General features: G+C 70.6%; 21 protein-coding genes. 16 read left to right on the top strand and 5 right to left on the bottom strand.

The window, feature by feature from the left end:
- Window positions 1–58 precede the first annotated feature (58 nt).
- The 3 genes from ACFVYE_RS10085 (at window position 59) to ACFVYE_RS10075 (ending at window position 3,671) form a co-directional block, all read left to right on the top strand.
- Entirely contained in the window at window positions 59–1,396 is a 1,338-nt protein-coding gene (locus ACFVYE_RS10085; protein WP_389604976.1) for a peptidoglycan recognition protein, read from the top strand.
- Window positions 1,397–1,520: 124 nt separating this feature from the next.
- Window positions 1,521–2,612, top strand: coding sequence for a sugar phosphate nucleotidyltransferase (locus tag ACFVYE_RS10080; RefSeq protein ID WP_383966817.1), 1,092 nt, complete (start codon window positions 1,521–1,523; stop codon window positions 2,610–2,612).
- 60 nt (window positions 2,613–2,672) lie between these two features.
- Window positions 2,673–3,671 carry a DNA-3-methyladenine glycosylase family protein gene (locus ACFVYE_RS10075; RefSeq protein WP_389604974.1) on the top strand — a complete coding sequence of 333 codons (999 nt, stop codon included), beginning with the start codon at window positions 2,673–2,675 and terminating at the stop codon, window positions 3,669–3,671.
- Between the two features lie 62 nt (window positions 3,672–3,733).
- On the opposite strand, the gene ACFVYE_RS10070 is transcribed toward ACFVYE_RS10075, so the two are convergent.
- The 3 genes from ACFVYE_RS10070 to ACFVYE_RS10060 are packed head-to-tail and all read right to left on the bottom strand — an operon-like array spanning window position 3,734 to window position 6,529.
- A complete protein-coding gene (locus ACFVYE_RS10070; protein ID WP_383966822.1) occupies window positions 3,734–5,062 on the bottom strand; it encodes a coenzyme F420-0:L-glutamate ligase in 1,329 nt (442 codons plus the stop codon).
- On the bottom strand, window positions 5,059–6,015 hold the full coding sequence (cofD, locus tag ACFVYE_RS10065) for a 2-phospho-L-lactate transferase (protein ID WP_383966825.1): 957 nt from the start codon (window positions 6,013–6,015) through the stop codon (window positions 5,059–5,061). Before cofD ends, ACFVYE_RS10070 begins: the two co-directional genes overlap by 4 nt.
- Before the next feature lie 13 nt (window positions 6,016–6,028).
- The gene (locus ACFVYE_RS10060) at window positions 6,029–6,529 is read right to left on the bottom strand and encodes a cysteine dioxygenase (protein ID WP_389604972.1); all 501 of its coding nucleotides are present in this window, start codon (window positions 6,527–6,529) and stop codon (window positions 6,029–6,031) included.
- A 689-nt stretch (window positions 6,530–7,218) separates the two neighbouring features.
- On the opposite strand from ACFVYE_RS10060, the gene ACFVYE_RS10055 reads away from it, so the two are divergent.
- From ACFVYE_RS10055 to ACFVYE_RS10045, 3 genes are all read left to right on the top strand, one after another.
- On the top strand, window positions 7,219–7,482 hold the full coding sequence (locus ACFVYE_RS10055) for a WhiB family transcriptional regulator (protein ID WP_030927001.1): 264 nt from the start codon (window positions 7,219–7,221) through the stop codon (window positions 7,480–7,482).
- Window positions 7,483–7,777: 295 nt separating this feature from the next.
- Complete coding sequence (locus ACFVYE_RS10050) at window positions 7,778–11,557, top strand: glycosyltransferase (RefSeq protein ID WP_389604970.1); 3,780 nt, start codon at window positions 7,778–7,780, stop codon at window positions 11,555–11,557.
- The gene (locus ACFVYE_RS10045; protein WP_389604968.1) at window positions 11,554–13,080 is read left to right on the top strand and encodes a DUF5719 family protein; all 1,527 of its coding nucleotides are present in this window, start codon (window positions 11,554–11,556) and stop codon (window positions 13,078–13,080) included. Before ACFVYE_RS10050 ends, ACFVYE_RS10045 begins: the two co-directional genes overlap by 4 nt.
- Window positions 13,081–13,134: 54 nt before the next feature.
- On the opposite strand, the gene ACFVYE_RS10040 is transcribed toward ACFVYE_RS10045, so the two are convergent.
- Complete coding sequence (locus ACFVYE_RS10040; RefSeq protein WP_383966862.1) at window positions 13,135–13,563, bottom strand: metallopeptidase family protein; 429 nt, start codon at window positions 13,561–13,563, stop codon at window positions 13,135–13,137.
- 322 nt (window positions 13,564–13,885) lie between these two features.
- Here ACFVYE_RS10040 and ACFVYE_RS10035 point away from each other — a divergent pair, with 322 nt between their 5' ends.
- The 9 genes from ACFVYE_RS10035 to ACFVYE_RS09995 all read left to right on the top strand — a co-directional run bounded on the left by ACFVYE_RS10035 (window position 13,886) and on the right by ACFVYE_RS09995 (window position 24,008).
- Window positions 13,886–14,263 (top strand): DUF3499 domain-containing protein, encoded by a 378-nt coding sequence (locus tag ACFVYE_RS10035; RefSeq protein ID WP_383966835.1) that lies wholly within the window; start codon window positions 13,886–13,888, stop codon window positions 14,261–14,263.
- Between the two features lie 147 nt (window positions 14,264–14,410).
- Window positions 14,411–16,027 carry an L-lactate permease gene (locus ACFVYE_RS10030; protein WP_389604965.1) on the top strand — a complete coding sequence of 539 codons (1,617 nt, stop codon included), beginning with the start codon at window positions 14,411–14,413 and terminating at the stop codon, window positions 16,025–16,027.
- Between the two features lie 176 nt (window positions 16,028–16,203).
- Window positions 16,204–17,577 (top strand): phosphomannomutase/phosphoglucomutase, encoded by a 1,374-nt coding sequence (locus ACFVYE_RS10025; protein ID WP_383966841.1) that lies wholly within the window; start codon window positions 16,204–16,206, stop codon window positions 17,575–17,577.
- Window positions 17,578–17,761: 184 nt separating this feature from the next.
- Window positions 17,762–17,944 (top strand): Trm112 family protein, encoded by a 183-nt coding sequence (locus ACFVYE_RS10020; protein ID WP_030927015.1) that lies wholly within the window; start codon window positions 17,762–17,764, stop codon window positions 17,942–17,944.
- Window positions 17,945–17,996: 52 nt separating this feature from the next.
- The gene (locus ACFVYE_RS10015; protein WP_383966843.1) at window positions 17,997–19,133 is read left to right on the top strand and encodes an SIS domain-containing protein; all 1,137 of its coding nucleotides are present in this window, start codon (window positions 17,997–17,999) and stop codon (window positions 19,131–19,133) included.
- 53 nt (window positions 19,134–19,186) lie between these two features.
- The gene (manA, locus tag ACFVYE_RS10010; protein WP_383966846.1) at window positions 19,187–20,368 is read left to right on the top strand and encodes a mannose-6-phosphate isomerase, class I; all 1,182 of its coding nucleotides are present in this window, start codon (window positions 19,187–19,189) and stop codon (window positions 20,366–20,368) included.
- Between the two features lie 87 nt (window positions 20,369–20,455).
- Complete coding sequence (locus tag ACFVYE_RS10005) at window positions 20,456–21,478, top strand: cation diffusion facilitator family transporter (protein ID WP_383966849.1); 1,023 nt, start codon at window positions 20,456–20,458, stop codon at window positions 21,476–21,478.
- Window positions 21,479–21,774: 296 nt separating this feature from the next.
- The gene (gene ahcY, locus ACFVYE_RS10000; RefSeq protein WP_389604962.1) at window positions 21,775–23,232 is read left to right on the top strand and encodes an adenosylhomocysteinase; all 1,458 of its coding nucleotides are present in this window, start codon (window positions 21,775–21,777) and stop codon (window positions 23,230–23,232) included.
- A gap of 164 nt (window positions 23,233–23,396) precedes the next feature.
- Window positions 23,397–24,008, top strand: a complete 612-nt coding sequence (locus ACFVYE_RS09995; protein WP_389604960.1) for a hypothetical protein — start codon at window positions 23,397–23,399, stop codon at window positions 24,006–24,008.
- Here the strand turns inward: ACFVYE_RS09995 and ACFVYE_RS09990 are convergent.
- Window positions 24,005–24,913, bottom strand: a complete 909-nt coding sequence (locus tag ACFVYE_RS09990) for an RDD family protein (protein WP_389604958.1) — start codon at window positions 24,911–24,913, stop codon at window positions 24,005–24,007. The genes ACFVYE_RS09995 and ACFVYE_RS09990 overlap by 4 nt on opposite strands.
- Window positions 24,914–25,033: 120 nt before the next feature.
- Here ACFVYE_RS09990 and ACFVYE_RS09985 point away from each other — a divergent pair, with 120 nt between their 5' ends.
- Window positions 25,034–26,041, top strand: a complete 1,008-nt coding sequence (locus ACFVYE_RS09985) for a stage II sporulation protein M (RefSeq protein ID WP_383966857.1) — start codon at window positions 25,034–25,036, stop codon at window positions 26,039–26,041.
- The last annotated feature ends 525 nt before the right edge of the window (window positions 26,042–26,566 follow it).

Raw genomic sequence — 26,566 nt, 5'->3', positions numbered from 1 at the left:
AATTGTGCGGAGATACCCCGGTAGCCGGAGTTGTCGGAATGTGCCCAGGATCGTTCGTATGCGTTCCTTCATTGCATCCTCGATCGGTGTCACCTGTGCGGCCTTTCTCGCACTGCCGTTGGCCGTGCCCGCGGGCGCCGTCCCCGACACCCACACCGCCCCCGCCGAGTCCGTCGAGCCCCCCGATGTGCCGGGCTCGACGCAGTCCCTGCCGCTGTCGCCGCTGCCGGCACCGTCCGGCCGGGCCACCGGCGAACCCACCCGGACCGCCGAGGCCACCGAACAGGGGCTGTCCGAGCACGACGTCCGCCCCTTCTCCCTGGTCGGCGTCGTCTGGGACGAGGTGGACACCGAGCTCCACGGCACCGTCCAGGTCCGCACCCGCGCCATCGGCACCACCCGCTGGTCGGACTGGCAGGACCTGGAGACGCACAACGCCGAGCACGCCGCGGACCCCGGGAGCGCCGAGCGTGAGTCGGGGACCGTCCGGGGCTCCACCGCCCCGCTCTGGGTGGGCGACTCGGACGGCGTCGCGGTCCGCGTACGCCCGGAATCCACCGACCCGCAGGACCGGAATGCCCCCGCCGTACCACTGCCCACCGGTCTGCGCCTCGAACTCGTCGACCCCGGCAAGGATCCGCGGCCGCTCCCCGTGGCGGGCGCCGAGGCCGGGGACACCGGCGACGACCGAACCGCACCGCTCGACGGGAGCGTGCTCCCCGCCCTGAGCAAGGCGGAGACCGAGGCACGCAGCGAGGCGGAGGCCGGACTCGCGCCCGGCGCCCAGCCGTACATCGGACCCCGGCCGCGCATCATCACCCGCAAGGGCTGGGGAGCCGACGAGAAGCTCAGGGAGCACGCCTTCGCGTACACCAAGAGCGTCAAGGCCGCGTTCATCCACCACAGCGCCACGGGCAACAACTACAAGTGCACCCAGGCGCCCTCCGTCCTGCGAGGCATTTACCGCTACCACGTCAAGAGCGGCGGCTGGCGCGACATCGGCTACAACTTCGCCGTCGACAAGTGCGGAAACATCTACGAAGGACGTGCCGGAGGCGTGACGAAGGCCGTCCTGGGCGCGCACACGCGCGGCTTCAACAGCAACAGCACGGGCATCGCGGTGCTCGGAACCTTCACCAGTTCGAACCCGCCCGCCGCCGCGGTGAACGCCATCGCGAAGCTCACCGCATGGAAGCTCGGCCTGTTCGGAGCCAACCCGCAGGGCAAGACCACACTCGTCTCGGGCGGCGGGAACAAGTTCAAGAAGGGAAAGAAGGTCAAACTCAACGTCATCTCCGGCCATAGGGACGGCTTCGCAACCGAATGCCCCGGAGCGCGTCTCTACAAGAAGCTCGGCTCGGCCCGGACCAGCTCCGCCCATCTGCAGGGCCGCTGAACGGAACACCGCGGAAGGCTGCTGCGGACCGCTGCGAGCTGCTGACCGGGGACAATCGGACCGGTCTGCATACACTGGCCAGCCGAAACGAGGCCAGGCCACACCAGGAAGCAGAGTCAGCGCTGTGACAGAGGCAAGAGAAGCGATCCTCCTGGTCGGCGGCAAGGGAACCAGGCTGCGCCCGCTCACGGTGCACACCCCCAAGCCCATGGTTCCGGCGGCGGGCGTCCCGTTCCTCACGCACCAGCTGGCGCGCGCCCGGGCCGCAGGGGTCGAGCACGTCGTGCTCGCGACGTCATATCTGGCGGAGGTCTTCGAACCGTACTTCGGGGACGGTTCGTCGCTCGGTCTCCATATCGAGTACGTCACCGAACGCGAACCGCTCGGTACCGGCGGAGCGATACGCAACGTCGCGTCCCGGCTCACCGCGGGCCCCGACGAACCGGTGCTCATCTTCAACGGCGACATCCTCACCGGTCTCGACATCCGGGCGCTGGTCGCCTCGCACACCACATCCGGAGCAGATGTCTCCCTCCACCTCACCCGGGTCGAGGACCCGCGCGCCTTCGGTCTCGTACCGACGGACGGCAGCGGCAGGGTCACCGCTTTCCTGGAGAAGCCCGAGACGCCCGAGGAGATAGTCACCGACCAGATCAACGCGGGGGCGTACATCTTCCGCCGGTCGGTCATCGACACCATCCCGGCCGGCCGCCCGGTCTCCGTCGAGCGCGAGACCTTCCCCGGACTGCTCGCCTCCGGCGCACACCTTCAAGGAATGGTGGACTCCACGTACTGGCTGGACCTCGGCACCCCACAGGCCTTCGTACGCGGCTCCGCCGACCTGGTCCTGGGCCGCGCACCCTCCCCGGCCGTCCCCGGCCGGTGCGGCGACCAGCTGGTCCTGCCGACAGCCTCCGTCGCCGCCGGTGCCAAACTCAGCGGCGGTACGGTCGTCGGAGAGGGCGCCCTGATCGGCGAAGGAGCACGGATCGACGGCTCCGCGGTCCTGACCGGCGCGGTCGTCGAACCGGGAGCCGTGATCACGGACTCGCTGGTCGGAGCCGGTGCCAGGATCGGCAGCCGTACGGTGCTGAACGGCGCGGTCATCGGGGACGGGGCCCGGGTCGGCGCCGACAACGAACTGCGCGACGGCATCCGCATCTGGTGCGGAGCGGTCCTGCCGGACGCCGCGGTGCGCTTCTCGTCCGACGAATGACCGGGCACCTGCCACTGCGCTTACCCTCGACAGGCACCCCCGACGACCGAGGACCTCATCGTGGCAGGACGATTCGCACCCCGCAGTGCCCCCCGCGCGGCCGTCCCCCACCAGGCGGCGGCTCCGGCGACGGACGCGCTGACCCGCGACTGGACCCCGCCCGGCCCGCTCGACCTGCGCCTGGTCCTCGGCCCGCTGCGCCGCGGCCCCGCCGACCCCACCTTCCGGATGACCCGGGACGGCACGGTCTGGCGGGCCGGCCGCACACCCGCGGGCCCCGGAACCCTCCGCGTCACGGCCCGGGACGGCCGGATCGAGGCGGCGGCCTGGGGACCGGGCGCACCCTGGCTGCTGGACCAGCTCCCGACGCTGCTCGGCGCGACGGACGACCCGGACGCCTTCCGGCCGCGCCACCGGCTGCTCGCCCTGACCCGGCACAGCCGCCCCGGCCTGCGCCTGCTGCGCACCGGACTGGTCATGGAGTCCCTGATCCCGTCGATCCTCGAACAGAAGGTCACCACGGACGAGGCCTACCGCGCCTGGCGCTACCTGGTCCGCGAGCACGGCACACCGGCGCCCGGCCCCACGGACCACGCGGCGTTCATCGCCCTCGGCCTGCACGTCATGCCGGACGCCCGCACCTGGTCCCTGATCCCGTCCTGGGAATGGCACCGTGCGGGCGTCGACGCCAAGCGCTCGGCCACGATCCTGCGCGCGGTACGCGTGGCCCGTCGCCTGGAGGAGGCGGCCGCCATGGAGCTCCCGGAGGCCATGGCCCGCCTGGAACTGATCCCCGGCATCGGCCCCTGGACCTCCGCCGAGACCCTCCAACGGTCAAACGGCGCGGCGGATGCGGTCACGGTCGGCGATCTGCACCTCCCCGGCATCGTCGGCCACGCCCTGGCAGGCAACAGAAACGCCGACGACGAAGAAATGCTGGCCCTCCTCACCCCCTACGAGGGCCAACGCCACCGAGCCACCCGCCTCATCCTCCTATCGGGCCACACCCCACCCCGCCGGGCTCCTCGAATGACCCGGGGCGACATCGCCCGCCTGTGACGGCAGAAGCCCCTCAGCCTGTCCGGCATCTCCATCCGGCCCGGCATCTCCATTGGGTCACCTCACCGCACCGCGACAAACTCCTCCGCACCCCGCGCCACCCGAGCCACAGGCAGGGCCGCCGCCCGCCCCACCGCGACCGCCCCCAACGGATCCCACGACCCCGGCAGATCCAGCTCCTCACGCACCACATCGCGGCAGAACATCGTCGACGACACCCACGCCGAGCCGAGCCGCTCGCCCGCCAGCGCCACCAGGAAGTTCTGGATACCCGCACCCGCGGCGACCACGAACATCTCGCGCTCCGCGGTGTCCCGCCGCTCGTCCCCGTACGTGTGGGAGCCGTCCATCACCAGACACGGCACCACCAGATACGGCGCCCGGCGCAGCACATCGCCCCGCCGCACCCGCTTCGCGATCGACTCCTCGTTCCGGCCGTCCCGGCGAAGATCCGCGATCCAGGCGTCCCGCATCGCGTCGAGAAGCCGGGTCCGCGATTCCTCGGACTCCAGCAGGACGAATCGCCACGGCGTCGTGTGATGCGGCGCCGGTGCCGTCACCGCCGCGGCCACGGCCCGCCGCACCGCCCCAGGGTCCACCGGATCGTCGGTGAACTCGCGCACCGTACGCCGCAGGGTCACCGCTTCCCGTACCGCTTCCGACGTACCGAGCCGGAACATGTCGTCGGCCGCGACCCGCACCATCGCCCGGGCACCGCCCGCGGAATCCGTCGGGTCCACGACATGACCGAGCCCCCGCACCACGGCGACCGGCAGCCCCGAAGCCTTGCCCTTGACCAGATCACCGGCCGAGGCCAGCTCATCGGCGGTGGCGACCACGGTCGCGCTCAGCGGATTGCCGTACGCATCCGTACCGCCGCGCAGATCGTCCAGCACCAGGACCCCGGCCGCTCCGATCGCGACATCGGTCAGCCCGTTGCGCCACGGGCGCCCAAAGGTGTCCGTGACGACCACCCCGACCTCGACGCCGAGGGTGTCCCGCAGCCCGTCCCGGATGGCGCGCGCCGAGGCGTCCGGGTCCTCGGGCAGCAACAGCACCGTTCCGGCGGGGGTGTTCGAGGCATCGACCCCGGCCGCGGCCATGACGAGACCCTGCCGGTTCTCGACGATCCGCAGCGTGCCGCGCCGCGCCACCACCCGTACCGTCTCTGCGTCGATCGCCGCCTCCCGGTCGGTGGCCTCGACGATCCGACCCTCCGCCTTGGAGACGATCTTCGAGGTGACCAGCAGGACGTCGCCGTCGGCCAGCCCCGGCTCGGTGGCGGCGATCAGCTTCGCCAGATCGTCCCCGGCCCGCACCTCGGGCATCCCGGGCAGCGCCCAGACCCGGTAGGACGGCGCCGGGGAAGAAGCGGAGGACTCAGCGCTCACGCCCGCACCTCCTCGGCCAGCACCAACGCCTGCCGGGCCATCTCCGCCGTCGCGTCGACATCGGTCATCATCAGCGGCACGGAACGGCAGCGGATGCCCGCGGCCTCCACCGCGTCGACCGCCCCGGCGTCCACCGTGTCGACGAGCCACCCGTCGAGCAGCCCGGAACCGTAGTGCGTGGCCACGGCCGAAGCCGTCGACTCGACGCCCACCGCGGCGAGTACCTTGTCCGCCATACCGCGCACCGGCGCGTCCCCGACGATGGGGGAGAGGCCGACGACCGGCACCCCGGCCTCGGCGATCGCCTCCCGGATGCCGGGCACGGCAAGAATCGTCCCCACCGACACGACGGGGTTGGACGGCGGGAAGAGGATGACATCGGCCTCGGCGATGGCCTCCAGCACGCCCGGCGCCGGCTTGGCCTGCTCGGCGCCGACCGGCACGATCGCCTGCGCCTCGACCGAGGCGCGCAGCTTCACCCAGTACTCCTGGAAGTGGATCGCCCTGCGCTCGCCGTCCATGTCGACCGCCACATGCGTCTCGACCCGGTCGTCGGACATCGGCAGCAGCCGGACCCCCGGCTTCCAGCGCGCACAGAGCGCCTCGGTGACGGCGCTCAGCGGATAGCCCGCGCCCAGCATCTGGGTACGGACGATATGCGTCGCGAAGTCGCGGTCGCCGAGCCCGAACCATTCGGGCCCCACGCCGTAGGCCGCGAGCTCCTCCTTGACCTGGAAGCTCTCGTCCGTACGCCCCCAGCCCTGCTCCTCGTTGATGCCACCGCCGAGGGTGTACATCACGGTGTCGAGGTCGGGGCAGACCTTCAGCCCGAACAGATGGATGTCGTCACCGGTGTTGCCGATCACCGTGATGTCCGCGTCGGGCGCGGCCTGCTTGAGGCCACGCAGAAAACGAGCACCACCGATACCGCCGGCCAGAACCACAATGCGCATGTACAGCAGTTTGTCAGGCGGGTGCGACATCCATGGCCGCCGGGGCGCATTGCGCCGCGTGCATCGGCATCTCGGTCAGACCCGGGTAGTAGATGTGCAGACTGACGGCCGGTTCGAGAGAGTCGTTGACCACTTCGTGCACATAGCCGGGCGCGAAGATGCGCTGCGCGCCCGGGTCCAGCGCCCGCGTCCCGCGCTCGGTCTGCTCGGTCAACCGACCGTCCAGGACGGTCAGTACGCCGGAGGACGGACCGTGGTCGTGGCGCCCGCTGCCCTGGCCGGGCACCCAGCTGAGCAGCCAGACCTCGTAGCCGGGGCCGGTGCGCAGCCGGCGGTACCAGCGGGTGGTGGTGTCGTACCGGACGAGCGGTGCCCACTGCGCGCGGTCGGCGGCGATGCTGCGGGCGAGTCCGACGAACTCGGCCACGGTGGAGGGGTGCTCGCGGGCCGGCTGGAGGAGGTGCTGGACCTCAAGGATGTCGCCGGCGATCTGAAGGTCGCTGTCGCTGTTCATGGAAGCGGTGGTTCCTCGGCATGGGGGTGCATGTGCGGGGGTGTCTCGGAGACCGGAGAGCCGCGAATGCGCAGAGAAGAAGCTCTACGGAGAAGCTCTGCAAAGGAGGTGCTGGATCAGAGCCGGTGCCCTACGGCATCAACAGCTGTGACAGCTGGAACAGCAACAGCGCGCCTGGACAGCGGTGCGGAACCCACGGACGTGGGTGGCGTACATCGCTGCGGTCGCTGGCATGCAGTCAAGGAGACCGGCTCGTTCCTCTGCTGTCAACCCAATGACCGATTTGGGGGTAATGTTTCACCTCATCCGGTTACTGCGGGCAGGGAAAGGTTTGTGCGGCCTTCGCGGCGGAGATGTGGCGCATCAACCGCGTCCGCAAACGCCGTTGGGGTCTCGTGACCCGACTGTGATCTTGATCGCTTCGGTGATCGAATCGAAACATGAGGGTGACCCCGGTCGTCTCACTCAGTGAGAGAAGGGGGCGTGGCGAGTCCCGTGGCATATGTCAGGTTTTTGGTGATTTGCACACTTTCTGCATACCCTTGGTTCCGCAGAGTGAATACCGGGGCCAATAGCAGATCTTCGCTTGACTGGCCTGGAGCTACACACTTGTAATTTCACTCGTGTCGTTCGGCCGCAATCAGTAACGGCTGCATCACGGGGACGCAAGAGACAGACGAGGGGCGCACATGACCGAGCTGTTCCAGCAACTGCTGGTCGAGGACGCGGACGAGGAACTCGGCTGGCAGGAGCGCGCACTGTGCGCCCAGACCGATCCCGAGTCCTTCTTCCCCGAGAAGGGCGGATCCACCCGCGAGGCCAAGAAGGTCTGTCTCGCCTGTGAAGTCCGGTCCGAATGCCTTGAGTACGCGCTTTCCAATGATGAACGGTTCGGAATCTGGGGCGGACTTTCGGAACGTGAACGGCGCCGCCTGAAGAAGGCCGCCGTCTGACCGCGGACCACCGGAACAACAGAACACCGCGTACCAAGCGCGTACCGGCCGCCCACCGGACCGCGACCGATCATGGCCCGCCGCCTGCACTCCCCCCGCAGGCGACGGGCCATTGCTGTGCCCGCCGCCGCTCCACCACCGCCCTCGTTCAACCGCTCGGCGGCACCGCGGTTATCCGTACCGTTAGTGTGGGGCCCCGTCCGAGACGCGCCAACGCCCCGACGGAGCGCGCGTGTACACCGATGCAGCCCCCGGGGGGACACCCCCCGGACCCGGCCGGAGGGCCCGTACCTCGATGTCCGTGCACAGCCAATCGACGGCGCCGTACGCGGCTGCCGCCGCCCCAGAGTTCCCCCGGCATGTCGTCACCGCCGTGCTCGTCTCCCACGACGGCGCGCGCTGGCTGCCCGACGTGCTCGCCGGGCTGCTCGGGCAGGAACGCCCCGTACAGAACGTCGTCGCCGCCGACACCGGCAGCGCCGACGACTCCGCGCGGCTGGTCACCGAGGCGCTCGGCGCCGAACGCGTCCTGCACCTCGCGCGCCGTACGAGCTTCGGCACCGCCGTCGACGAGGCGACCCGCACGGCCGGCGTCCTCACCCCGGAGGACCTGCCGTACCTGAAGCGCCCCAGCAGCTGGGACCCCGTCAGCAGGTCCTGGCGCGACGATGCGTACGACCTGCCCGAACTGCCGCACGGCGAACCGGTGCAGTGGCTCTGGCTGCTCCACGACGACTGCGCACCCGAACCCGACGCGCTCGCCGAGCTGCTGCGCGTCGTCGACGCCGACCCGCACGCCGCGATCGTCGGCCCCAAGCTCCGCGGCTGGTACGACCGCAAGCAGCTGCTCGAAGTCGGCGTCTCCATCGCCAACAGCGGTCGCCGCTGGACCGGACTCGACCGGCGCGAGCAGGACCAGGGCCAGCACGACCAGGTCCGTACCGTGCTCTCCGTCTCCACCGCGGGCATGCTGATCCGCCGTGACATCTGGGAGGAGCTCGGCGGGTTCGACCGCAGGCTCCCGCTGATGCGTGACGACGTCGACCTGTGCTGGCGCGCGCACACCGCCGGACACCGGGTGCTCGTCGCCCCCGACGCCATCCTCAGGCACGCCGAGGCCTCCGCCCGCGAGCGCCGCCCCATCGACTGCGCAGGACGCTCGGTCGCCTCCCCGCACCGTGTCGACAAGGCGGGCGCCGTCTACACGATGCTGGTCAACGCACGCGCCAAGGCCCTGCCCTGGGTGATGCTCCGGCTCCTCCTCGGCACCCTGCTGCGTACCCTCGCCTACCTCGTCGGCAAGGTGCCCGGCCAGGCCCTCGACGAGGTCGCCGGGCTCTTCGGCACCCTGCTGCGCCCCGGGCGGATCCTCTCGGCCAGGCGCAGCCGCGGCAAGGGCGCCGTCGATCAGGCCGAACTGCGTGGCCTCTTCCCGCCGCCCGGCGCCACCGTCCGTGCCACCGTCGAGCAGGTCGCAGGGAACTTCGGCGGCGGTTCCGATGCCGACTCGGGCGGCTCACGGCACGGCGCCGTGGAGTCCGGTCCCGGTGGCGACGACGCCGACTTCCTGGAGATCGAGCAGTTCGCGCGGCTGAAGCGGATCGGGCGCAAACCGGGCCCGGTGCTCTTCGCCCTTCTGCTGTTCGTCTCGCTCGTCGCCTGCCGCGGCCTGCTCGGTGGCGGAGCGCTGGCGGGCGGCGCACTGCTGCCCGCGCCCGCCGACGTCTGGGACCTGTGGGGCAGGTACGCGGACGGCTGGCACGCGGTCGGTACCGGCGGCACGCAGACCGCACCGCCCTACCTCGCCATCATCTCGGCCCTGTCCGCGCTGTTCCTCGGCTCGACAGGCTTCGCGCTCACGCTGCTGCTGGTCTGCTCGGTCCCGCTCGCCGGGCTCACCGCGTACTTCGTCTCCCGGCCGCTGCTCGAATCAAGGCTGCTTCGGGCCTGGGCGAGCATCGCGTACGCCTTCCTGCCCGCCGCGACCGGCGCACTGGCGACGGGCCGCCTCGGCACCGCCGTACTGGCCGTCCTGCTCCCGCTGATCGCCCGCGCCGCCGTCTCCGCGCACGGCATGCGCGCCGCCGGCGACGCCCGCGGCAGCTGGCGCGCCACCTGGGCGTACACCCTGCTCCTCACCTTCGCGATGGCCTTCACGCCCATCGTCTGGCCGCTCGCCGTGGTCCTCGGCATCGGGGTGCTCGCACTGCGCCGCGACGACATCGCCGCGTACGGGCTCCGCTTCCTCGCCGCGATCGGCACCCCGCTGCTGGTTCTCGCGCCCTGGTCGCTCTCGCTCCTCACCAGCCCGTCCGGCTTCCTGAACGAGGCGGGCCTGGAGATCGGTACGGGCACGGCCTCCGCACTCGACCTGCTCGGCATCAGCCCCGGCGGGCCCAAGGCCGCGGGCGGTGTGCTGCTGCTCGGTATCGTGCTCGCCGCGCTGGCGGCGCTGCTGCGCGGGGAGCGGCAGTTCGCGGTACGCACCGCGTGGGCGGTCGCGCTCGTGGCACTGGTCTTCGCCGCTCTCGCCAACGGCTCGGGCTGGGCGGGCCCCGCCACCCTCGTCTACGGCATCGCACTGATCGTCGCCGCGCTGGTCGGCGCGGACGGCGCCCGGGTACGCGTCGCCGAGCTCAGCTTCGGCTGGCGCCAGCCCGTCGCCGCACTGATCGCTCTCGCCGCGGGCCTCGCCCCGGTGCTGGCCGCCGCCGGCTGGATGATCGGCGGTGCCGCGGGCCCGCTGGAGCGCCGCGACCCGGTGCAGGTGCCCGCGTTCGTCGCGGAGGAGAGCACCACCCGCGACCAGCCGCGCACCCTGGTCCTCGGCGGTACATCGCCCGCCGCCGTCTCGTACACCCTGGTACGCGGCTCCGGCGCACGGCTCGGGGACGCGGAACTGGCCGAGGCGGGCGGCAGCAACAGCCATCTCGACAAGGTCGTCGCCAATCTCGTCGCGGGCTCCGGCGCCGACCAGGGCAGCCAGCTCAGCGGATTCGCGATCCGTTACGTACTGGTACGGGACGGCGCTCCGAAGGAGATGAGCCGGGTCCTCGACGCGACCCCGGGCCTCAGCCGGCTGAGCCAGCTGGACGGCAGCGCGCTGTGGCGGGTCGACCGGCAGGTCGCCCGCGTCATGATCATCCCGTCCGGCGCCGACGACGAACCGCTGCCCGTGGGCTCTCTCCCCGTCGAGGCGCACACAAAGATTCCGGCAGGCGGCTCCGGCCGGCTGCTGCGGATCGCCGATGCCGCCGACCCCGGCTGGGAGGCCACGCTCAACGGGCGCGCCCTGACCCGGAAGACCGTCGACGGCTGGGCCCAGGGCTTCGAGCTTCCCGCCGAGGGCGGCACCCTGGACCTCACGTACAACACCCCGCTCACCCACACCGCCTGGATCTGGACCCAGGCCGCGCTGGCCGTGGTCCTGGTGGTCCTCGCCCTGCCCGGCCGCCGCCGGGAGATCGACGACGACCTGCCCGAGGAGGCCATCGCAGTCCCCGCGGAGCCGGTCGCGGGCGAGGGACGCCGGGCACGCAGGCTGCGCGCCGCCGCCCAGGCGGAGGCGGAGGCCGGGTCGGAGCCGGGCGGGAGCGCCGAGGAGGCGGCGGGGGAGTACGTCCCCGCACAGCAGACGGCCGAACCGCATCCGCAGCAGACCGGTGACCAGGAAGTGTTCGCCCCGCAGGCCGACAGCGGTCAGTACCCGGCGATGCCGCAGCAGCAGTACGGCGAATGGGACGCGCAGCAGTACCAGGGGGCCGACTACCAGCAGTACCAGGGTGAGCAGTACCAGGACGGCCAGTACGGCACGCAGCAGGAGCACCAGGCGACCGCCGACCCGTACCAGCAGAACGCCTACGACCCGTACGGCTACGCGCAGCAGCAACAGCAGTACGACCCGCAGGCCCAGTACGCCCCCCAACCCCCGCAGTACGACCCGCAGGCTCCGTACGACCCCCAGGCCCACTACGGCCAACAGGGCCAGTACGACCCGCAGAATCCCGACGAGAACCCCGCCCCGGGACAGAACCCGTGGCCGACCGGTAACGCATCGCGAGGCGAGTCCGAGTGAAGTCCACCAGCCTGTCCCTCATCGCGGGCGCCGTCGCCCTCGCCGCCGTCACCGGCTTCGCCGTGCTCACCGCGCCCGGCGACGGGGGCACGACGGAGGCGAAGGCCGCCACCCGGCTGCCGGTGGAACGGTCCAGCCTGCTCTGCCCGGCGCCCGGTCTCTCGGACCTCGCGGAGACGACCTACACGTCGTTCACCCCGGCGGGCGGCAGCGGCGGCGAGGCCGGTACGGCCGAACTGAAGCAGTCCACGTCCACGACGGCCGACGACGCCACGGACAAGGACGGGAACAAGGACAAGAAGGACAAGGCGAAGGCGGATTCCGGAAAGCCGGTCGTCTCCCTCAAGGAGCCAGGCAAGCCGGCCACCGCCGACGAGTCCGGCGCCGACGCCCCCGCGCTGGTCGGCACCGCCACCGGCCGCCTGGCCCCCGGCTGGACCACCCAGCAGACCACCACGGTCGAGGCGGGCGGCGCCCGCGGTCTGCTCGGTGTCAGCTGCACCGGGCCCGACACGGACTTCTGGTTCCCGGCCGCGAGCACCGCGAAGTCCCGCGAGGACTACGTCCACCTCACCAACCCGGACGACACCGCGGCCGTCGCCGACATCGAGCTGTACGGTCCCGACGGCACCCTCAAGTCCGATGTGGGCGAGGGCATCACGGTGCCCGCCCGGTCCAGCGTCCCGGTCCTGATCTCCACGCTGACCAGCGAGGTGGCCGAGGACGTGACCATCCACGTCACCACCCGCACCGGACGCGTCGGCGCGGTCGTCAGGACCGCGGACGAAGGGGCCGGCAGCGACTGGCTGACGGCCTCGGCCGACCCGACGGGCACCCTGGTGCTCCCCGGCATCCCGGCGGACGCCACCTCGGTCCGCCTGGTGGCCTTCGCACCCGGCGACGACGACGCCGATCTGAACGTGAAACTGCTCGGCAAGAACGGCGCGATCTCCCCGGCCGGACACGAGGACCTGCACGTCAAGTCGAGGATGACCGCGGGCGTCGACCTGAAGGACATCACCAGGGGCGAAGCCGGCTCCCTGTTGCTCACCCCGGCCCAGGACGGAAAGGGCACCCCGGTGGTGGCCGCGCTGCGTGTGGTCCGCGGCAAGGGCGACGCGCAGGAGGTCGGTTACATCCCGGCGACCGGCCCGGTGGGCGCACAGGCGACCGCGGCCGACAACCGGGCCAAGGGCTCCACCCTCTCGCTCACCGCGCCTGGCGCCACCGCCACCGTGAAGGTCACCGCCTCCGCCGGCAGCGGGGGCGGCGAACAGACCGTCAAGACGTACACGGTCAAGGGCGGTACGACGCTCGCGGTCACCCCGCCCGTACCGTCCGGGCTCAAGGGCAGCTACGCGCTGACGGTGGAGACACAGTCGGGCGGCCCGGTCCACGCCGCACGCACGCTCGCCCTGCCGCAGGACGGCATCCAGATGTTCACCGTGCAGACCCTGTCGGACGACGGCGGAACGGTCGAGGTGCCCGCGGCCGAGCAGGACCTGTCGGTCCTGGACGACTGAGCGGGCGGACGGTACGGGTGGGACCGGGCGCCGGGCCCGCTCGTACCGCCGCTCCTACTCCTGCCCGTACCGCGGATCGACCGACTCCGGCGAAAGACCGAGCAGGTCCGCGACCTGCTCCACCACGACCTCGTGCACCAGCAGGGCGCGCTCGTCGCGGTTCTTGGTGCGGATCTCGACGGGCCGCCGGTAGACGATGACCTGAGCGGGCCGGTCCTTCTCCGCCGAGACCGCACGCCCCAGCGGCACGGTCTCCTCCTGAGTCCCCGGCACATCGAGCACCATGAAGTCGACATCGGCCAGCTGCGGCCAGCGCCGCTCCAGCCGTTCCACCGAATCCTGCACGAGATCACGGAAGTTCTCCGCCCTGCTGGCCGAGAGCGGCACCTGGGGCGGGGCGACGGGCCCGCGCATGCCGCGGCCATGGCGGTCACGACGGCGTGGGCGCGGCTCGGACGGGTGGGGAGGTACGGGACTGTCCATCACTGACGCAGGGTAACTCTCTGCGGCGCAGGCGGATCGCTGCTCCCTGACAGGGCGTCGGCATGTCCAATCCTGAACAATCCGGCCAGACGGAAGCCCGTTTCAGGCCCAGCTCCTGACCATTGATCTCCTGCTGAATGACAGCTTTTGTGCCGAGTGGTGACCGGAATCGTTGCCGATACGGTCTGCGCCTCCGGGTTCCTCCGCAGGTCAGAAGGACTGTCCGGAAGGCGGTTGTGCCGGAGGTCACAGGGCGACACGGTGGGGTGACCTGAGGGAGAGTCGTCGCAGCCCGCTCAAGAGTGCGGTACCGTCCAACATCGTGAGCCCTGTACGTCGCTGTTCGCGCACCGCGTGCGGCCGCCCTGCCGTCGCGACACTGACGTACGTCTATGCCGACTCGACTGCGGTCCTCGGCCCGCTCGCCACCTATGCCGAGCCCCACTGCTACGACCTCTGTGCCGAGCACAGTGAGCGGCTGACCGCACCACGTGGCTGGGAGGTCGTCAGGCTCTCCGACCCCTCCGCTCCCACGCGCCCCAGCGGCGACGACCTCGAAGCGCTTGCCAACGCCGTACGGGAAGCGGCGCGGCCGCACGACCGCGGAGCCGACGGCAGGGGCGGCGGACCGCGGACCGCGGACCCGATGGAGGTCGGTCGACGCGGCCATCTGCGGGTGCTGCGCTCACCGGACTCCTGAGCACGCCGTGCCGTTCGGCACGTCCCGCCCGTGATTTCGCGTTCAAGTTTTCGCGTACGGGCCATTGACCGAAACTTGTCGTGGACACGACCATTCCCTCACCCGTGAGAAATAACTTTCCGCATCACGGAATCCGGGGAGGTCTGTGTGTTTGTCCAGCAACTCGAACCCGTAGCCGATTCGCTCGCCCTGTCCGCTCTGGTCGCGGCGCTTCCCCTGGTCACCGTGCTGGTGCTGCTCGGGGCGGTCCGGATGCGGGCACACCGCGCCGGACTCATCGGCCTCGCGGCCGCGGTCGCCGTCGGCTCGCTCGCGTACGGCATGCCCCTCGGCCAGACCCTTTCCGCAGGCGCTCAGGGCGTGCTCTTCGGGCTCTTCCCCATCATGTGGATCGTCGTCAACGCCCTCTGGGTGTACCGGATGACCGTACGCACCCAGCACTTCGACATCCTCCGCCGCTCCTTCGGCAGGCTCTCGGACGACCCTCGCATCCAGGCACTGGTCATCGCCTTCTGCTTCGGCGCGCTCCTCGAAGCCCTCGCCGGATTCGGTGCGCCCGTCGCGATCTCCTCCGTGATGCTGGTGGCGCTCGGCTTCGACCCGGTGAAGGCGGCCGTCGTCTCGCTCGTGGCCAACACCGCACCGGTCGCGTTCGGCGCCATGGGCACCCCCGTGGTGACGCTCGCCCAGATCACCGGGCTGCCGCTGGACGACGTGGCCTCCGTCGTGGGTCGCCAGACCCCGCTGCTGGCCCTCCTGGTACCCCTGATCCTGGTCTTCCTGGTGGACGGAAGGCGCGGGCTGCGCGAGACCTGGCTGCCCGCACTCGTCTGCGGAGCCGCCTTCGCCGCGGCCCAGTTCGCCGCGTCCAATTACGTCTCCGCCCAACTCGCGGACATCGCCGCCGCGCTCGTGGGTGCGGCAGCGCTGATGGCCGTCCCCGGGGCACGCAGGCCGGCCGAGGAGCCGGTGCGTACGGCAGTCCTTACAGGCGTACGGAGCGAGGACCTCGATCACGAGGACCCGCACCGCGAAGTGCTGCGCGCCTACGCCCCGTACGCCCTCATCGTCGCCGTCTTCTCCGTCGCCCAGATCCCGCCGGTCAAGGAGCTGCTGGCCGGGGCGACCCGGGTCTTCGACTGGCCCTTCCTCGATGTCGCGAACCCGGCGGGAAAGCCGGTCGGCGCCAACCTCTTCACGCTCCCGGTCATCGCCACCGGCGGCACCCTCGTCCTGCTGGCCGGCCTGGTCACCACCGTCGTGCTCCGTGTACGGCCCCGGGACGCGGCGAGCGAGTGGGCGGGCACGGTGCATGAACTGCGGTACGCGATCCTTACCGTGACATCCGTACTGGCACTCGCGTACGTCATGAACCTCTCCGGGCAGGCCGCCACGATCGGCCAGTTCGTGGCCGCGGCAGGTGCCGGACTGGCCTTCCTCTCGCCGGTGCTCGGTTGGTTCGGCGTCGCGGTCTCCGGCTCCGACACCTCCGCGAACGCCCTCTTCGGCGCACTCCAGGTCTCGGCGGCACACGAATCGGGCCTCTCGCCGGAGCTGCTGGCCGCGGCGAACAGCTCCGGCGGGGTGCTCGGCAAGATGATCTCCCCGCAGAACCTGACGATCGCGTGCGCGGCGGTCGGCCTGGCCGGACGCGAGGGGGACCTGCTGCGCAAGGTGCTGCCGTGGAGCCTGGGACTGCTGCTTGTGATGTGCGTGATCGTGCTGGCACAGAGCACGACGGCGCTGGGCTGGATGCTGCCTTGAGCGGCACGGCACTCAACCCCGCCCGGCAATGAGGACAAAGCGGCAACCGGCCGCCCCCGGTCGCCGTACGCACAGCCGGGCAGCCGCACAGCCGCACAGCCGCAAGACCCCACGGCCCGCCCGAACGGCCGCCGGGTAGTTTGGGCGGTCCGCAGAAATCTCAGGAGGACCGGCCCGTGGCTGCTGATCTGTCGCAGATCGTCAAGGCGTACGACGTGCGCGGAGTGGTGCCCGACCAGTGGGACGAATCGCTGGCCGAGCAGTTCGGGGCGGCGTTCGTCGAGGTGACGAGTGCGGACGCGATCGTGATCGGCCACGACATGCGGCCCTCGTCGCCCGGTCTCTCGGGAGCCTTCGCACGCGGCGCCGCGGCGCGCGGCGCGGACGTCACACTGATCGGCCTCTGCTCGACCGACCAGCTGTACTTCGCCTCCGGCAGCCTCGGCCTCCCCGGCGCGATGTTCACCGCCTCGCACAACCCGGCGCAGTACAACGGCATCAAGCTCTGCCGGGCGGGCGCCGCGCCCGTGGGCCAGGACACCGGGCTCTCCGAGATCCGCGCCCTGGTCGAGAAATGGTCGGAGACCGGCACACCGCAACCGTCCGCCACCCCCGGCACCGTCACCGAGCGCGAGACGCTCCCCGACTACGCCGCGCACCTGCTGTCCCTGGTCGACCTCGCATCGATCCGCCCGCTGAAGGTCGTCGTCGACGCGGGCAACGGCATGGGCGGCCACACCGTCCCCACCGTCTTCGCGGAGCTCCCCGTCGACCTCGTGCCGATGTACTTCGAGCTCGACGGCACGTTCCCCAACCACGAGGCCAACCCCCTCGACCCGAAGAACCTCGTCGACCTCCAGGCCCGCGTCGTGGCCGAGGGCGCCGACCTGGGCCTCGCCTTCGACGGCGACGCCGACCGCTGCTTCGTCGTCGACGAGCGGGGCGCGGGCGTCTCCCCGTCCGCGATCACCGCCCTGGTCGCGGCCCGCGAGCTCGCCCGTAACGGCGGCAAGGGCACCGTCATCCACAACCTGATCACGTCCCTCTCGGTCCCCGAGGTCGTCCGCGAGAACGGCGGGACCCCGGTCCGTACCCGCGTGGGCCATTCCTTCATCAAGGCGGAGATGGCCGAGCACGGCGCGATCTTCGGCGGGGAACACTCCGCGCACTACTACTTCCGTGACTTCTGGAACGCCGATACGGGCATGCTCGCCGCGCTCCACGTCCTGGCCGCGCTGGGCGGCCAGCCGGGCACACTGTCGGAACTGGTCGCCCAGTACGACCGCTACAGCGGATCCGGTGAGATCAACTCCACGGTCGCCGACCAGCCGGGCCGCACGGCAGCGGTACGTGAATCCTTCGCGCCCCGCGACGGTGTCACGACCGACGACCTGGACGGCCTGACGGTCACGGGACCGGGCTGGTGGTTCAACCTCCGAGCCTCCAACACGGAACCCCTGCTGCGCCTGAACGTCGAGGCCCGAGACGAGCGGACGATGACAGCGGTACGGGACGAGGTGCTGGCACTGGTCCGGGAACGGGCTTCGTAGGGCGATTCCGGCGGTTCCGCCGCCCTGTCCGGCGATTCCGGCCCGCCGACAATGTCGGCCCCGCCGGCGTTCGAGGAGCGGGGTCCGGCCCGGGCCGCGCCCCCCGTACCCCGGCGGTAGGCTGACGTCGCCCGATCCGCGTGAACCCGAACCGCTTGTTCGAATGCTTGAAGGGACTCACCCCATGCCGCTCGAAGCCGGCCTTCTGGAGATCCTCGCCTGCCCGGCCTGTCATTCTCCGCTCGACGACCGGTCGGCAGCCGACAGCCCCGAGCTGGTCTGCACCGGCACGGATTGCGGCCTGGCCTACCCGGTACGGGACGGCATCCCGGTTCTCCTCGTCGACGAGGCCCGCCGCCCCGCGTAACGGCATCCGCGCCCCGCGCCCCGCACGGTGATGTGATCGGAGGACCGTCCCCATGCTCGACGAGTCGCTGCTCGACGCCCCGGAAGCCCTGGCCCGAGCCGACCGCCGCGGCCTGCTCCGCGGCGCCGCCGAGGCCGGGGCCCGGGTCCGTACCGCCGCCCGGCACGCGGCGGAGGCCGGGATCGCCGCACTGAACCCGGAAGGCCGTCCCCGCGCCGTACTCGTCGCGGGCTCCGGCACCGCCGCGTCCGGCGTCGCCGACCTGATCACGGCCCTGGCAGGCGCCTCCGCGCCCGTCACCCGCATCCACCCCACCGGGGTCGCCCCCGCCGCGGGCGCGATGCGCTGGACGCTGCCCGGCTGGGCCGGCTCCGTGGACCTGCTGCTCATCGTCACGGCCGACGGTTCCGAGCCGGGCCTCTCCCTTCTCGCGGAACAGGCGTACCGCCGCGGCTGCAGCGTCGTGGCCGTCGCCCCCCGCCAGTCACCGCTGCGCGAGGCGATCGACGGGGCGCACGGACTCGTCGTACCGATGGCCTCCGCCCCGCACGGCGAGTACGACGCCGAGACGTCGGCCGCGGGCCCCGGCACGCTCTGGGCCCTGTTCACCCCGCTGCTCGCGCTGCTCGACCGGGTCGGCCTGGTCACCGCGCCGGCCGAGGCGCTGCAGAGCGTCGCCGACCGCCTCGACCGCACCGCGGAACGCTGCGGTCCCGCCATCGCCACGTACAGCAACCCGGCCAAGACCCTCGCTGCCGAACTCGCCGACAGCCTGCCCCTCATCTGGACGGAGGGCGAAGCCGCGGCCCCGGTCGGCCGCAGATTCGCCGCCGTCCTGGCCGAGCTGTCAGGCCGCCCGGCCCTCGCCGCCGAACTCCCCGAGGCGCTTCCCGCTCACGGCGCACTGCTGGCGGGCACATTCGCCGCCGGGGCCGACCCCGACGACTTCTTCCGCGACCGGGTCGACGAGCCGGAGCCCCTGCACGCCCGCGTCGTACTGCTCCGCGACCGCCCCACCGGCGGCCTGAGCGCCGGGCCCGCCGCCCGCGAACTGGCCCTCGGCCATGACACGGCGATCAGCGAACTCGAACCGGACGAGGGCACCGAGCTCGAAGCCCTCGCCGAACTCCTCGCGGTCACCGACTTCGCCGCCGTCTACCTGGCACTCGCCTCGGCAGCCCGCGCCTGACCGCCCCGCACCACGCACACCCCCCGATCCACGCATCTCACAAGGACGAACTCATGGACCGGCTCTCCAACACCGTGCGCCCTTACGCCTGGGGCTCCACCACCGCCATCCCCGAGCTGCTCGGCATCGCCCCCACCGGCGAACCCCAGGCCGAGATGTGGATGGGCGCCCACCCCGGAGCCCCCTCCCGCCTCACCCGCGCAACCGGCACCGGAGAGGCCGGCCCCGAGCAGCCTCTCACCGACGTCATCGCAGCCGACCCGGAGCGCGAACTGGGCCGGGCCACCGTCGAAAAGTTCGGCCCCCGCCTGCCCTTTCTCCTCAAACTGCTCGCCGCAGGCGCGCCACTCTCCCTCCAGGTCCACCCCGACCTCGCACAGGCCGAGCAGGGTTACGAGGACGAGGAGCGCCGATCCGTCCCGATCGACGCACCCCACCGCACGTACAAGGACGCCAACCACAAGCCCGAGCTGATCTGCGCGCTCACCCCCTTCGCCGGCCTGTGCGGCTTCCGCAGGCCCACCGAGGCCGCCGAGGCGATGGCGGCACTCGGCGTCGACACCCTCAAGCCGTACGTCGACCTTCTCGGCGCCCACCCCGAAGAGGCGGCCCTGCGCGAGGTTCTCACCGCGATCCTCGGCGCCGACCCGACGGAGATGGCCGAAACGGTGAACCTGGCGGCCGCTGCCGCCGAACGCCTCGGCGGCGCCCACGCCCCGTACGCCCGGATCGCCCACCACTTTCCGGGCGACCCCGGTGTCATCGCGGCGATGCTGCTGAACTACGTAGAACTCCAGCCCGGCGAAGCCCTGTTCCTCGGTGCGGGTGTTCCGCACGCCTACCTCGACGGCCTCGGCGTCGAAATCATGGCCAACTCGGACAATGTGCTGCGCTGCGGACTCACGCCCAAGCACATCGACGTGCCGGAACTCCTGCGCATCGTCCGCTTCGAGGCGACCGACCCCGGCGTCCTGCGCCCCGAGGCGTCCCCGTCCGGCGAGGAGCTGTACGAGACGCCCGTGGACGAATTCCGGCTCTCGCGCTTCGATCTGTCGCCCGGCGCCGACCCCGTCGATCTGACCAGGGACACCCCGCAGATCCTGCTCTGCACCGCGGGCGCCCCGAAGGCGGGCACGCTCGATCTCATCCCCGGGGCCTCGGTCTTCGTCCCCTCCGGCGAGAAGGTCGAAGTGTCCGGTACGGGAACTCTGTTCCGCGCCACAGTGGTGGCCTGACGTACCGTCCCCATCAACGGCTGCAACAATGTCCGGCCGTACCGCGGCGCCAGGGCCGCAGCACCGAAGAAGGGACACCAGGCACCCATGAGTGCGTCAGGCGGAACCAAGGCGATCGTGGCGGCACTCGGCGCCAACCTAGCGATCGCAGTGGCCAAATTCGTGGCGTTCCTGTTCAGTGGCTCGTCGTCGATGCTCGCGGAGAGCGTCCACTCGCTCGCAGACTCGGGCAACCAGGGCCTGCTGCTGCTCGGCGGCAAGAAGGCCCAGCGCGAGGCCACCCCCCAGCACCCCTTCGGCTACGGCCGCGAGCGCTACATCTACGCCTTCCTCGTTTCCATCGTGCTGTTCTCGGTCGGTGGCATGTTCGCGGTGTACGAGGGCTACGAGAAGATCAAGCACCCGCACGAGATCGAGGCCTGGTACTGGCCGGTCGGTGTGCTGGTCTTCGCGATCATCGCCGAGAGCTTCTCCTTCCGTACGGCCATCAAGGAGTCCAACGAGACCCGCGGATCGCTCTCCTGGAAGGAGTTCATCCGCCGCGCGAAGGCCCCCGAGCTCCCCGTCGTCCTCCTGGAGGACTTCGGCGCTCTGATCGGTCTGATCCTCGCCCTCGCAGGTGTCGGCCTGGCCCTCGGGACCGGCAATGGCGTCTGGGACGGAATCGGCACCCTCTGCATCGGTGTCCTGCTGATCGTCATCGCGATCGTGCTCGCCGCCGAGACGAAGTCCCTGCTGCTCGGCGAGGCCGCCGGTACCGACCAGGTCGAGAAGATCAAGGCCGCGGTCGTCGACGGCGACACGGTCACCGCCGTCATCCACATGCGTACGCTCCACCTCGGCCCGGAAGAGCTGCTGGTCGCCGCCAAGATCGCGGTGCAGCACGACGACACGGCCACCGAAGTGGCCAACGCCATCAACGCCGCCGAGACCCGCATCCGCGCAGCCGTCCCGATCGCCCGGGTCATCTATCTGGAACCGGACATCTACAGCGAGGCCGCCGCCGCAGCCGGCACCAACCCCGGAAAGACCCCGGGTGGAGCGCCCGACAACGCTCCCCGAACAACCTCCGACGGAACCCCGGACACCTCGACGGATTCCGGCCACTGACCCACCCACGTACACCTCCCAACCGCCCCCGACAGGCCCTCCAGCCCGCTCCCGGCATTGCCCTCCCAGCCACTACCCGTCCAGGGCGGGCTGGGAGCGACTGGGCCGATCGGTGTAGATTCGACGGCAGTGTCAGACGTCGCTGCTGATGGCGGTCGATCGGTCCTCATATGCGGACCGGCCGAGGGAGAGAGGGCCTCCGACGGACTGTGCTGCGAGCGCCCGGGCATTCCTGTGCCCGCCGCCGCAGAGCCAGCCGTGCCCACCTCGACACCCATCACGAGGAGCAGCCCGTTATGACGACGGTCGCCAATCGACAGGACTTCAAGGTCGCAGACCTCTCCCTCGCGGCGTTCGGCCGCAAGGAGATCACCCTCGCCGAGCACGAGATGCCCGGCCTGATGTCGATCCGCAAGGAGTACGCCGCCGCGCAGCCGCTGGCCGGCGCCCGCATCACCGGTTCGCTGCACATGACCGTGCAGACGGCCGTGCTGATCGAGACCCTGGTCGCCCTCGGCGCCGAGGTCCGCTGGGCCTCCTGCAACATCTTCTCCACCCAGGACCACGCCGCCGCGGCCATCGCCGTCGGCTCGAACGGCACCCCGGACGCCCCCGCGGGCGTCCCGGTCTTCGCCTGGAAGGGCGAGACGCTCGAAGAGTACTGGTGGTGCACGGAGCAGGCACTGACGTGGCCGAACACTCCCACCGGCGGCCCGAACATGATCCTCGACGACGGTGGTGACGCCACCCTCCTCGTCCACAAGGGCGTCGAGTTCGAGAAGGCCGGCGCGGCCCCGGACCCGTCGACCGCGGACAGCGAGGAGTACGGCTACATCCTCACCCTGCTGAACCGCACCCTCGGCGAGTCCCCGCAGAAGTGGACCCAGCTGGCGTCCGAGATCCGCGGCGTCACCGAAGAGACCACGACCGGTGTGCACCGGCTGTACGAGATGCACCGCGACGGCACCCTCCTCTTCCCGGCGATCAACGTCAACGACGCCGTCACCAAGTCCAAGTTCGACAACAAGTACGGCTGCCGCCACTCCCTGATCGACGGCATCAACCGTGCCACCGACGTGCTCATCGGCGGCAAGACCGCCGTCGTCTGCGGCTACGGCGACGTGGGCAAGGGCTGCGCGGAGTCCCTGCGCGGCCAGGGTGCCCGCGTCATCATCACCGAGATCGACCCCATCTGCGCCCTGCAGGCGGCGATGGACGGCTACCAGGTCGCCACGCTCGACGACGTGGTGGCGCAGGCCGACATCTTCGTCACCACGACGGGCAACAAGGACATCATCATGGCCGCCGACATGGCCAAGATGAAGCACCAGGCCATCGTCGGGAACATCGGCCACTTCGACAACGAGATCGACATGGCCGGCCTGGCGAAGATCGACGGCATCGTCAAGGACGAAGTCAAGCCGCAGGTCCACACCTGGACGTTCCCCGACGGCAAGGTCCTCATCGTGCTGTCCGAGGGCCGTCTGCTGAACCTGGGCAACGCCACCGGCCACCCCTCGTTCGTGATGTCCAACTCGTTCGCGGACCAGACCCTGGCCCAGATCGAGCTGTTCACCAAGCCCGAGGAGTACCCGACCGACGTCTACGTGCTGCCCAAGCACCTCGACGAGAAGGTCGCCCGCCTCCACCTCGACGCGCTCGGCGTGAAGCTCACGACGCTCCGCCCCGAGCAGGCCGCCTACATCGGCGTCGAGGTCGAAGGCCCGTACAAGCCCGACCACTACCGCTACTGATCCCGCCCGTCAGCGACCGCGCACGTCACCACCGGTCAGTGACGACCGGCCGCTGACAGACGGAACAGCCTCAGCAGCAGCTACGAGCGCAGGCCCCCGCACCCCCGTGTCGGGGGCCTGCCCCGTACCGCACCCGCTCAGCCCGAGGAACCTCGAAGGACCCCATGCCCCGCGGCCGATATTCGCTCCATGATCTTCACGATCGCACCCTCCTCGGCGAAGAACACTTCCAGTGCGCCCCCGGCCCCTCCGGCTGGCGCTACGTCTCCCAGACCACCGCCCCTTCAGGCGACCATCTCGGCTCCGTCGATCTCACCCTCGACGAGCTGGGCCGCCCCATCCGGCTCGAACTCCACGCCGCGAGCTGGCAGGTCCGCGGCGCCGCCCTCGAAGGCGTCACCTGGGTCCGTACCGACCCGACCGGCACTCATGCCACCGAAGGCAATGTGCGCGCCCACGCCTTCACCGGCACATCCCCCGCATTCCTCATCGCGACCTCACGACTGCTCCGCCTCACCCCCGATTCCCCCGCGACCCGCGTCCGCCTGGTCGCCTTCACGGACCCGGTCCTTGCTCCCCGCACCGTCGACCAGTCCTGGGCCCTGGTCAACAGTGAAGCGCACGCCACTGACAACGGCCCTCTGACGGTGGACGAATACCAGGTCAGCGCCCTGGACACCGGTGAGCAGCACACCATTCACATCGCCGGCGACGTGGTCCTGTCGGCCCCCGGGATCGAGCTCGAAGACCTGGAGTCCCCGCCCTCGCCCCGCTAGGCAGGCGGCGCGAACCCCGTCGCAGCGGGTGCTGCTCCGCCCTCCTCCACTGCCGGGACCACGGGAACACCCGCCCCCGGACCCTCCACGGACGGCCCGGACCCCACCGGCACGGAAGCAACAGCACCACCCGCCGGTACTCCGCTCCCCGTCTGCGCAGCGACGAACACCCGCCGCGCATCCCGTGCCTGCCGCTCGTTCATCACCGCCGCCAGATACGCCCCGGCGGGTACCCTCTCGGGCGCCGGAACCCCGGTCCTCGTCGCCAGCTCCACAGCCAGCCGCTCCGCCATCGACCGGCCCACCTGCGCGTCGAGCTGATGCATCCGCGTCAGGTACTGGCGTATCGCCAGCCACAGACCGTCCGGCACCGCCGACAGATCCAGCCCCGCGAACCGCCCGACCAGCCACGGCGGCGGAGGTGGCACAGCGGCGACTCGTCCCGCCGACACCCGCTCACGTACGACAAGCGTCCCCGCGAACACGTCCCCGAGCCGCCGCCCCCGCGCCGACACCAGCGAGGCGATACAGGCGACAACCCCGAGCGTCATCAGAATCTCGACGACTCCCATGGCCCCGCGCACCAGCGCATGCCGGAAGCGGATCGGTCCCCCGTCGTCCCGGACCACCCGCAGCCCACACGCCAGCTTCCCCAGCGAACGACCATGGCTGAGCGTCTCCACCGCGATCGGCCCGCCCACCAGCACCAGCAGAAAGGACGCGACGGATACCGCCGCGAGTGCTGCGTCATCCAGCGTCGCCGTCGCAATGGCCAACCCGATCGACACCAGAACGAACGCCGCCCCCACCACGGCGAGATCGATGGCCAGTGCCAGCGCTCGACTGGGCAATTTCGCCGGACGCAGCCCCAGCACGACCGCGTCCCCGGTCACGAGCTCACTCATCGCCGCCCCATCCTTCGCCGATCTTCCCTGCCCCTCGGGACCTCAGTCTGCCAAGCTGACCCGCAGCGCGCCGCCGTAGTACGAACCCGTACGCACCCATGCCTGGAGCAGCAGCCGACCATGGACCTCGACGTCTTCGTGACCACCCACCGCACCGAGTGGGACCGCCTGGACCATCTCCTGCACCGCGGGCGCCGCCTCACCGGCGCGGAAGCCGACGAACTCGTCGAGCTCTACCAGCGCACGGCCACCCATCTCTCCCTCCTCCAGTCCAGCGCCCCGGACCCGATGCTCACTGCGCGCCTCACCCAGCTCGTGGCCCGTGCCCGATCCACGGTCACAGGCACCCGCCGAGCCTCCTGGCGAGACGCCACAAGCTTCCTGACCGCCGGTTTCCCTGCCGCCGTCTACCGGTCCAGGCACTGGTGGATACCCACAGCCGTACTCTCCACGCTGCTGGCCGCAGTCATCGGCTGGTGGATCGGAACGCATCCGGAAGTCCAGTCGGCCATCGCGGCCCCGGACGACCTCCGCCGCCTGACCAGCCCGGGCGGGGAGTACGAGACCTATTACTCCAGCCACCCGGCCGCATCGTTCGCCGCCCAGGTATGGACGAACAACGCCCAGGCCGCAGCCATGTGCCTGGTCCTGGGAGCGTTCCTCGGCATCCCGGTGATCTGGATCCTCCTCCTCAACGTGCTCAACCTTGGCGTCGGCCTCGGCCTGATGTCCTCAGCGGGCCGGCTCGACACCTTTCTGGGGCTGGTTCTCCCACACGGCCTGCTCGAACTCACTGCCGTCTTTGTCGCAGCGGGTACGGGCCTGCGTCTGGGCTGGACGGTCATCGACCCGGGCCCGCGCACCCGCCGCTCGGCCCTCGCCCAACAGGGCCGGGCCGCGATCGGCATGGCCATCGGCCTCGCACTGGTCCTGTTCATCTCGGGCGTCATCGAAGGCTTCGTCACCCCCTCCGATCTCCCGACCTGGGGGCGCATCACCATCGGCATAGTGGCCGAGCTGGCCTTCCTCGCGTACGTCTACATCCTTGGCGGCCGCGCAGCGAGAGCAGGCAACCGGGGCGACGTCGATGCCACGGAGCGCAGTGCCGAGCTCCCGGTCGCTGCCTGATGTGCGTACACCCCCGCTGACCTGCTAGTCTCCTCTTCGCCCCGAAAGACCGTTGACATGGTCGGCCAGGGGAGGTAGATTTTAACGGTTGCGTCGGACTGGACAGGTCCGATCCCAACGGTTAGTGTCTTCCTCGCTCTCACCGGAAATTGAATTTCCGCAGAGCCATTGATTCTCTTACTTCCGAATCACACAGCCGACTGGATCGGCTGAATGCTTCTGATAAAGTCGAGTCAGCCGAAAGGCAAAGGCCACTCCAAAGGCCACCGGAATTCAAATTCGGACCGGAAACGGAACGAAAAAGAATCTGGTAAGGTTGGAACCGCCGGAAAGGGAAACGCGAAAGCGAAGAACTGGAAAGCGAAACCCGCTTCGACCGGGAATCGGACACGAAAGAGTCTGATAGAGTCGGAAACGCAAGATCGAAGGGAAAGCCCGGAGGAAAGCCCGAGAGGGTGAGTACAAAGGAAGCGTCCGTTCCTTGAGAACTCAACAGCGTGCCAAAAGTCAACGCCAGATATGTTG

This window comes from Streptomyces sp. NPDC058239, assembly GCF_042882185.1.
Lineage (GTDB): Bacteria > Actinomycetota > Actinomycetes > Streptomycetales > Streptomycetaceae > Streptomyces.
Note: the sequence above shows the minus strand (reverse complement) of the source record. Positions and strands in the feature narration are given on the sequence as shown.

Excerpts from the sequence above, each read along its gene's own strand:
- ACFVYE_RS10040 (WP_383966862.1), bottom strand. The coding sequence starts at position 13,563 with ATGGACAGTCCCGTACCTCCCCACCCGTCCGAGCCGCGCCCACGCCGT.
- ACFVYE_RS09995 (WP_389604960.1), top strand. The coding sequence starts at position 23,397 with ATGCCCCGCGGCCGATATTCGCTCCATGATCTTCACGATCGCACCCTC.
- ACFVYE_RS10055 (WP_030927001.1), top strand. The coding sequence starts at position 7,219 with ATGACCGAGCTGTTCCAGCAACTGCTGGTCGAGGACGCGGACGAGGAA.
- ACFVYE_RS10050 (WP_389604970.1), top strand. The coding sequence starts at position 7,778 with ATGTCCGTGCACAGCCAATCGACGGCGCCGTACGCGGCTGCCGCCGCC.
- ahcY (WP_389604962.1), top strand. The coding sequence starts at position 21,775 with ATGACGACGGTCGCCAATCGACAGGACTTCAAGGTCGCAGACCTCTCC.
- ACFVYE_RS10060 (WP_389604972.1), bottom strand. The coding sequence starts at position 6,529 with ATGAACAGCGACAGCGACCTTCAGATCGCCGGCGACATCCTTGAGGTC.
- ACFVYE_RS10085 (WP_389604976.1), top strand. The coding sequence starts at position 59 with ATGCGTTCCTTCATTGCATCCTCGATCGGTGTCACCTGTGCGGCCTTT.
- manA (WP_383966846.1), top strand. The coding sequence starts at position 19,187 with ATGGACCGGCTCTCCAACACCGTGCGCCCTTACGCCTGGGGCTCCACC.
- ACFVYE_RS10020 (WP_030927015.1), top strand. The coding sequence starts at position 17,762 with ATGCCGCTCGAAGCCGGCCTTCTGGAGATCCTCGCCTGCCCGGCCTGT.
- ACFVYE_RS09985 (WP_383966857.1), top strand. The coding sequence starts at position 25,034 with ATGGACCTCGACGTCTTCGTGACCACCCACCGCACCGAGTGGGACCGC.
- cofD (WP_383966825.1), bottom strand. The coding sequence starts at position 6,015 with ATGCGCATTGTGGTTCTGGCCGGCGGTATCGGTGGTGCTCGTTTTCTG.
- ACFVYE_RS10015 (WP_383966843.1), top strand. The coding sequence starts at position 17,997 with ATGCTCGACGAGTCGCTGCTCGACGCCCCGGAAGCCCTGGCCCGAGCC.
- ACFVYE_RS09990 (WP_389604958.1), bottom strand. The coding sequence starts at position 24,913 with ATGAGTGAGCTCGTGACCGGGGACGCGGTCGTGCTGGGGCTGCGTCCG.
- ACFVYE_RS10005 (WP_383966849.1), top strand. The coding sequence starts at position 20,456 with ATGAGTGCGTCAGGCGGAACCAAGGCGATCGTGGCGGCACTCGGCGCC.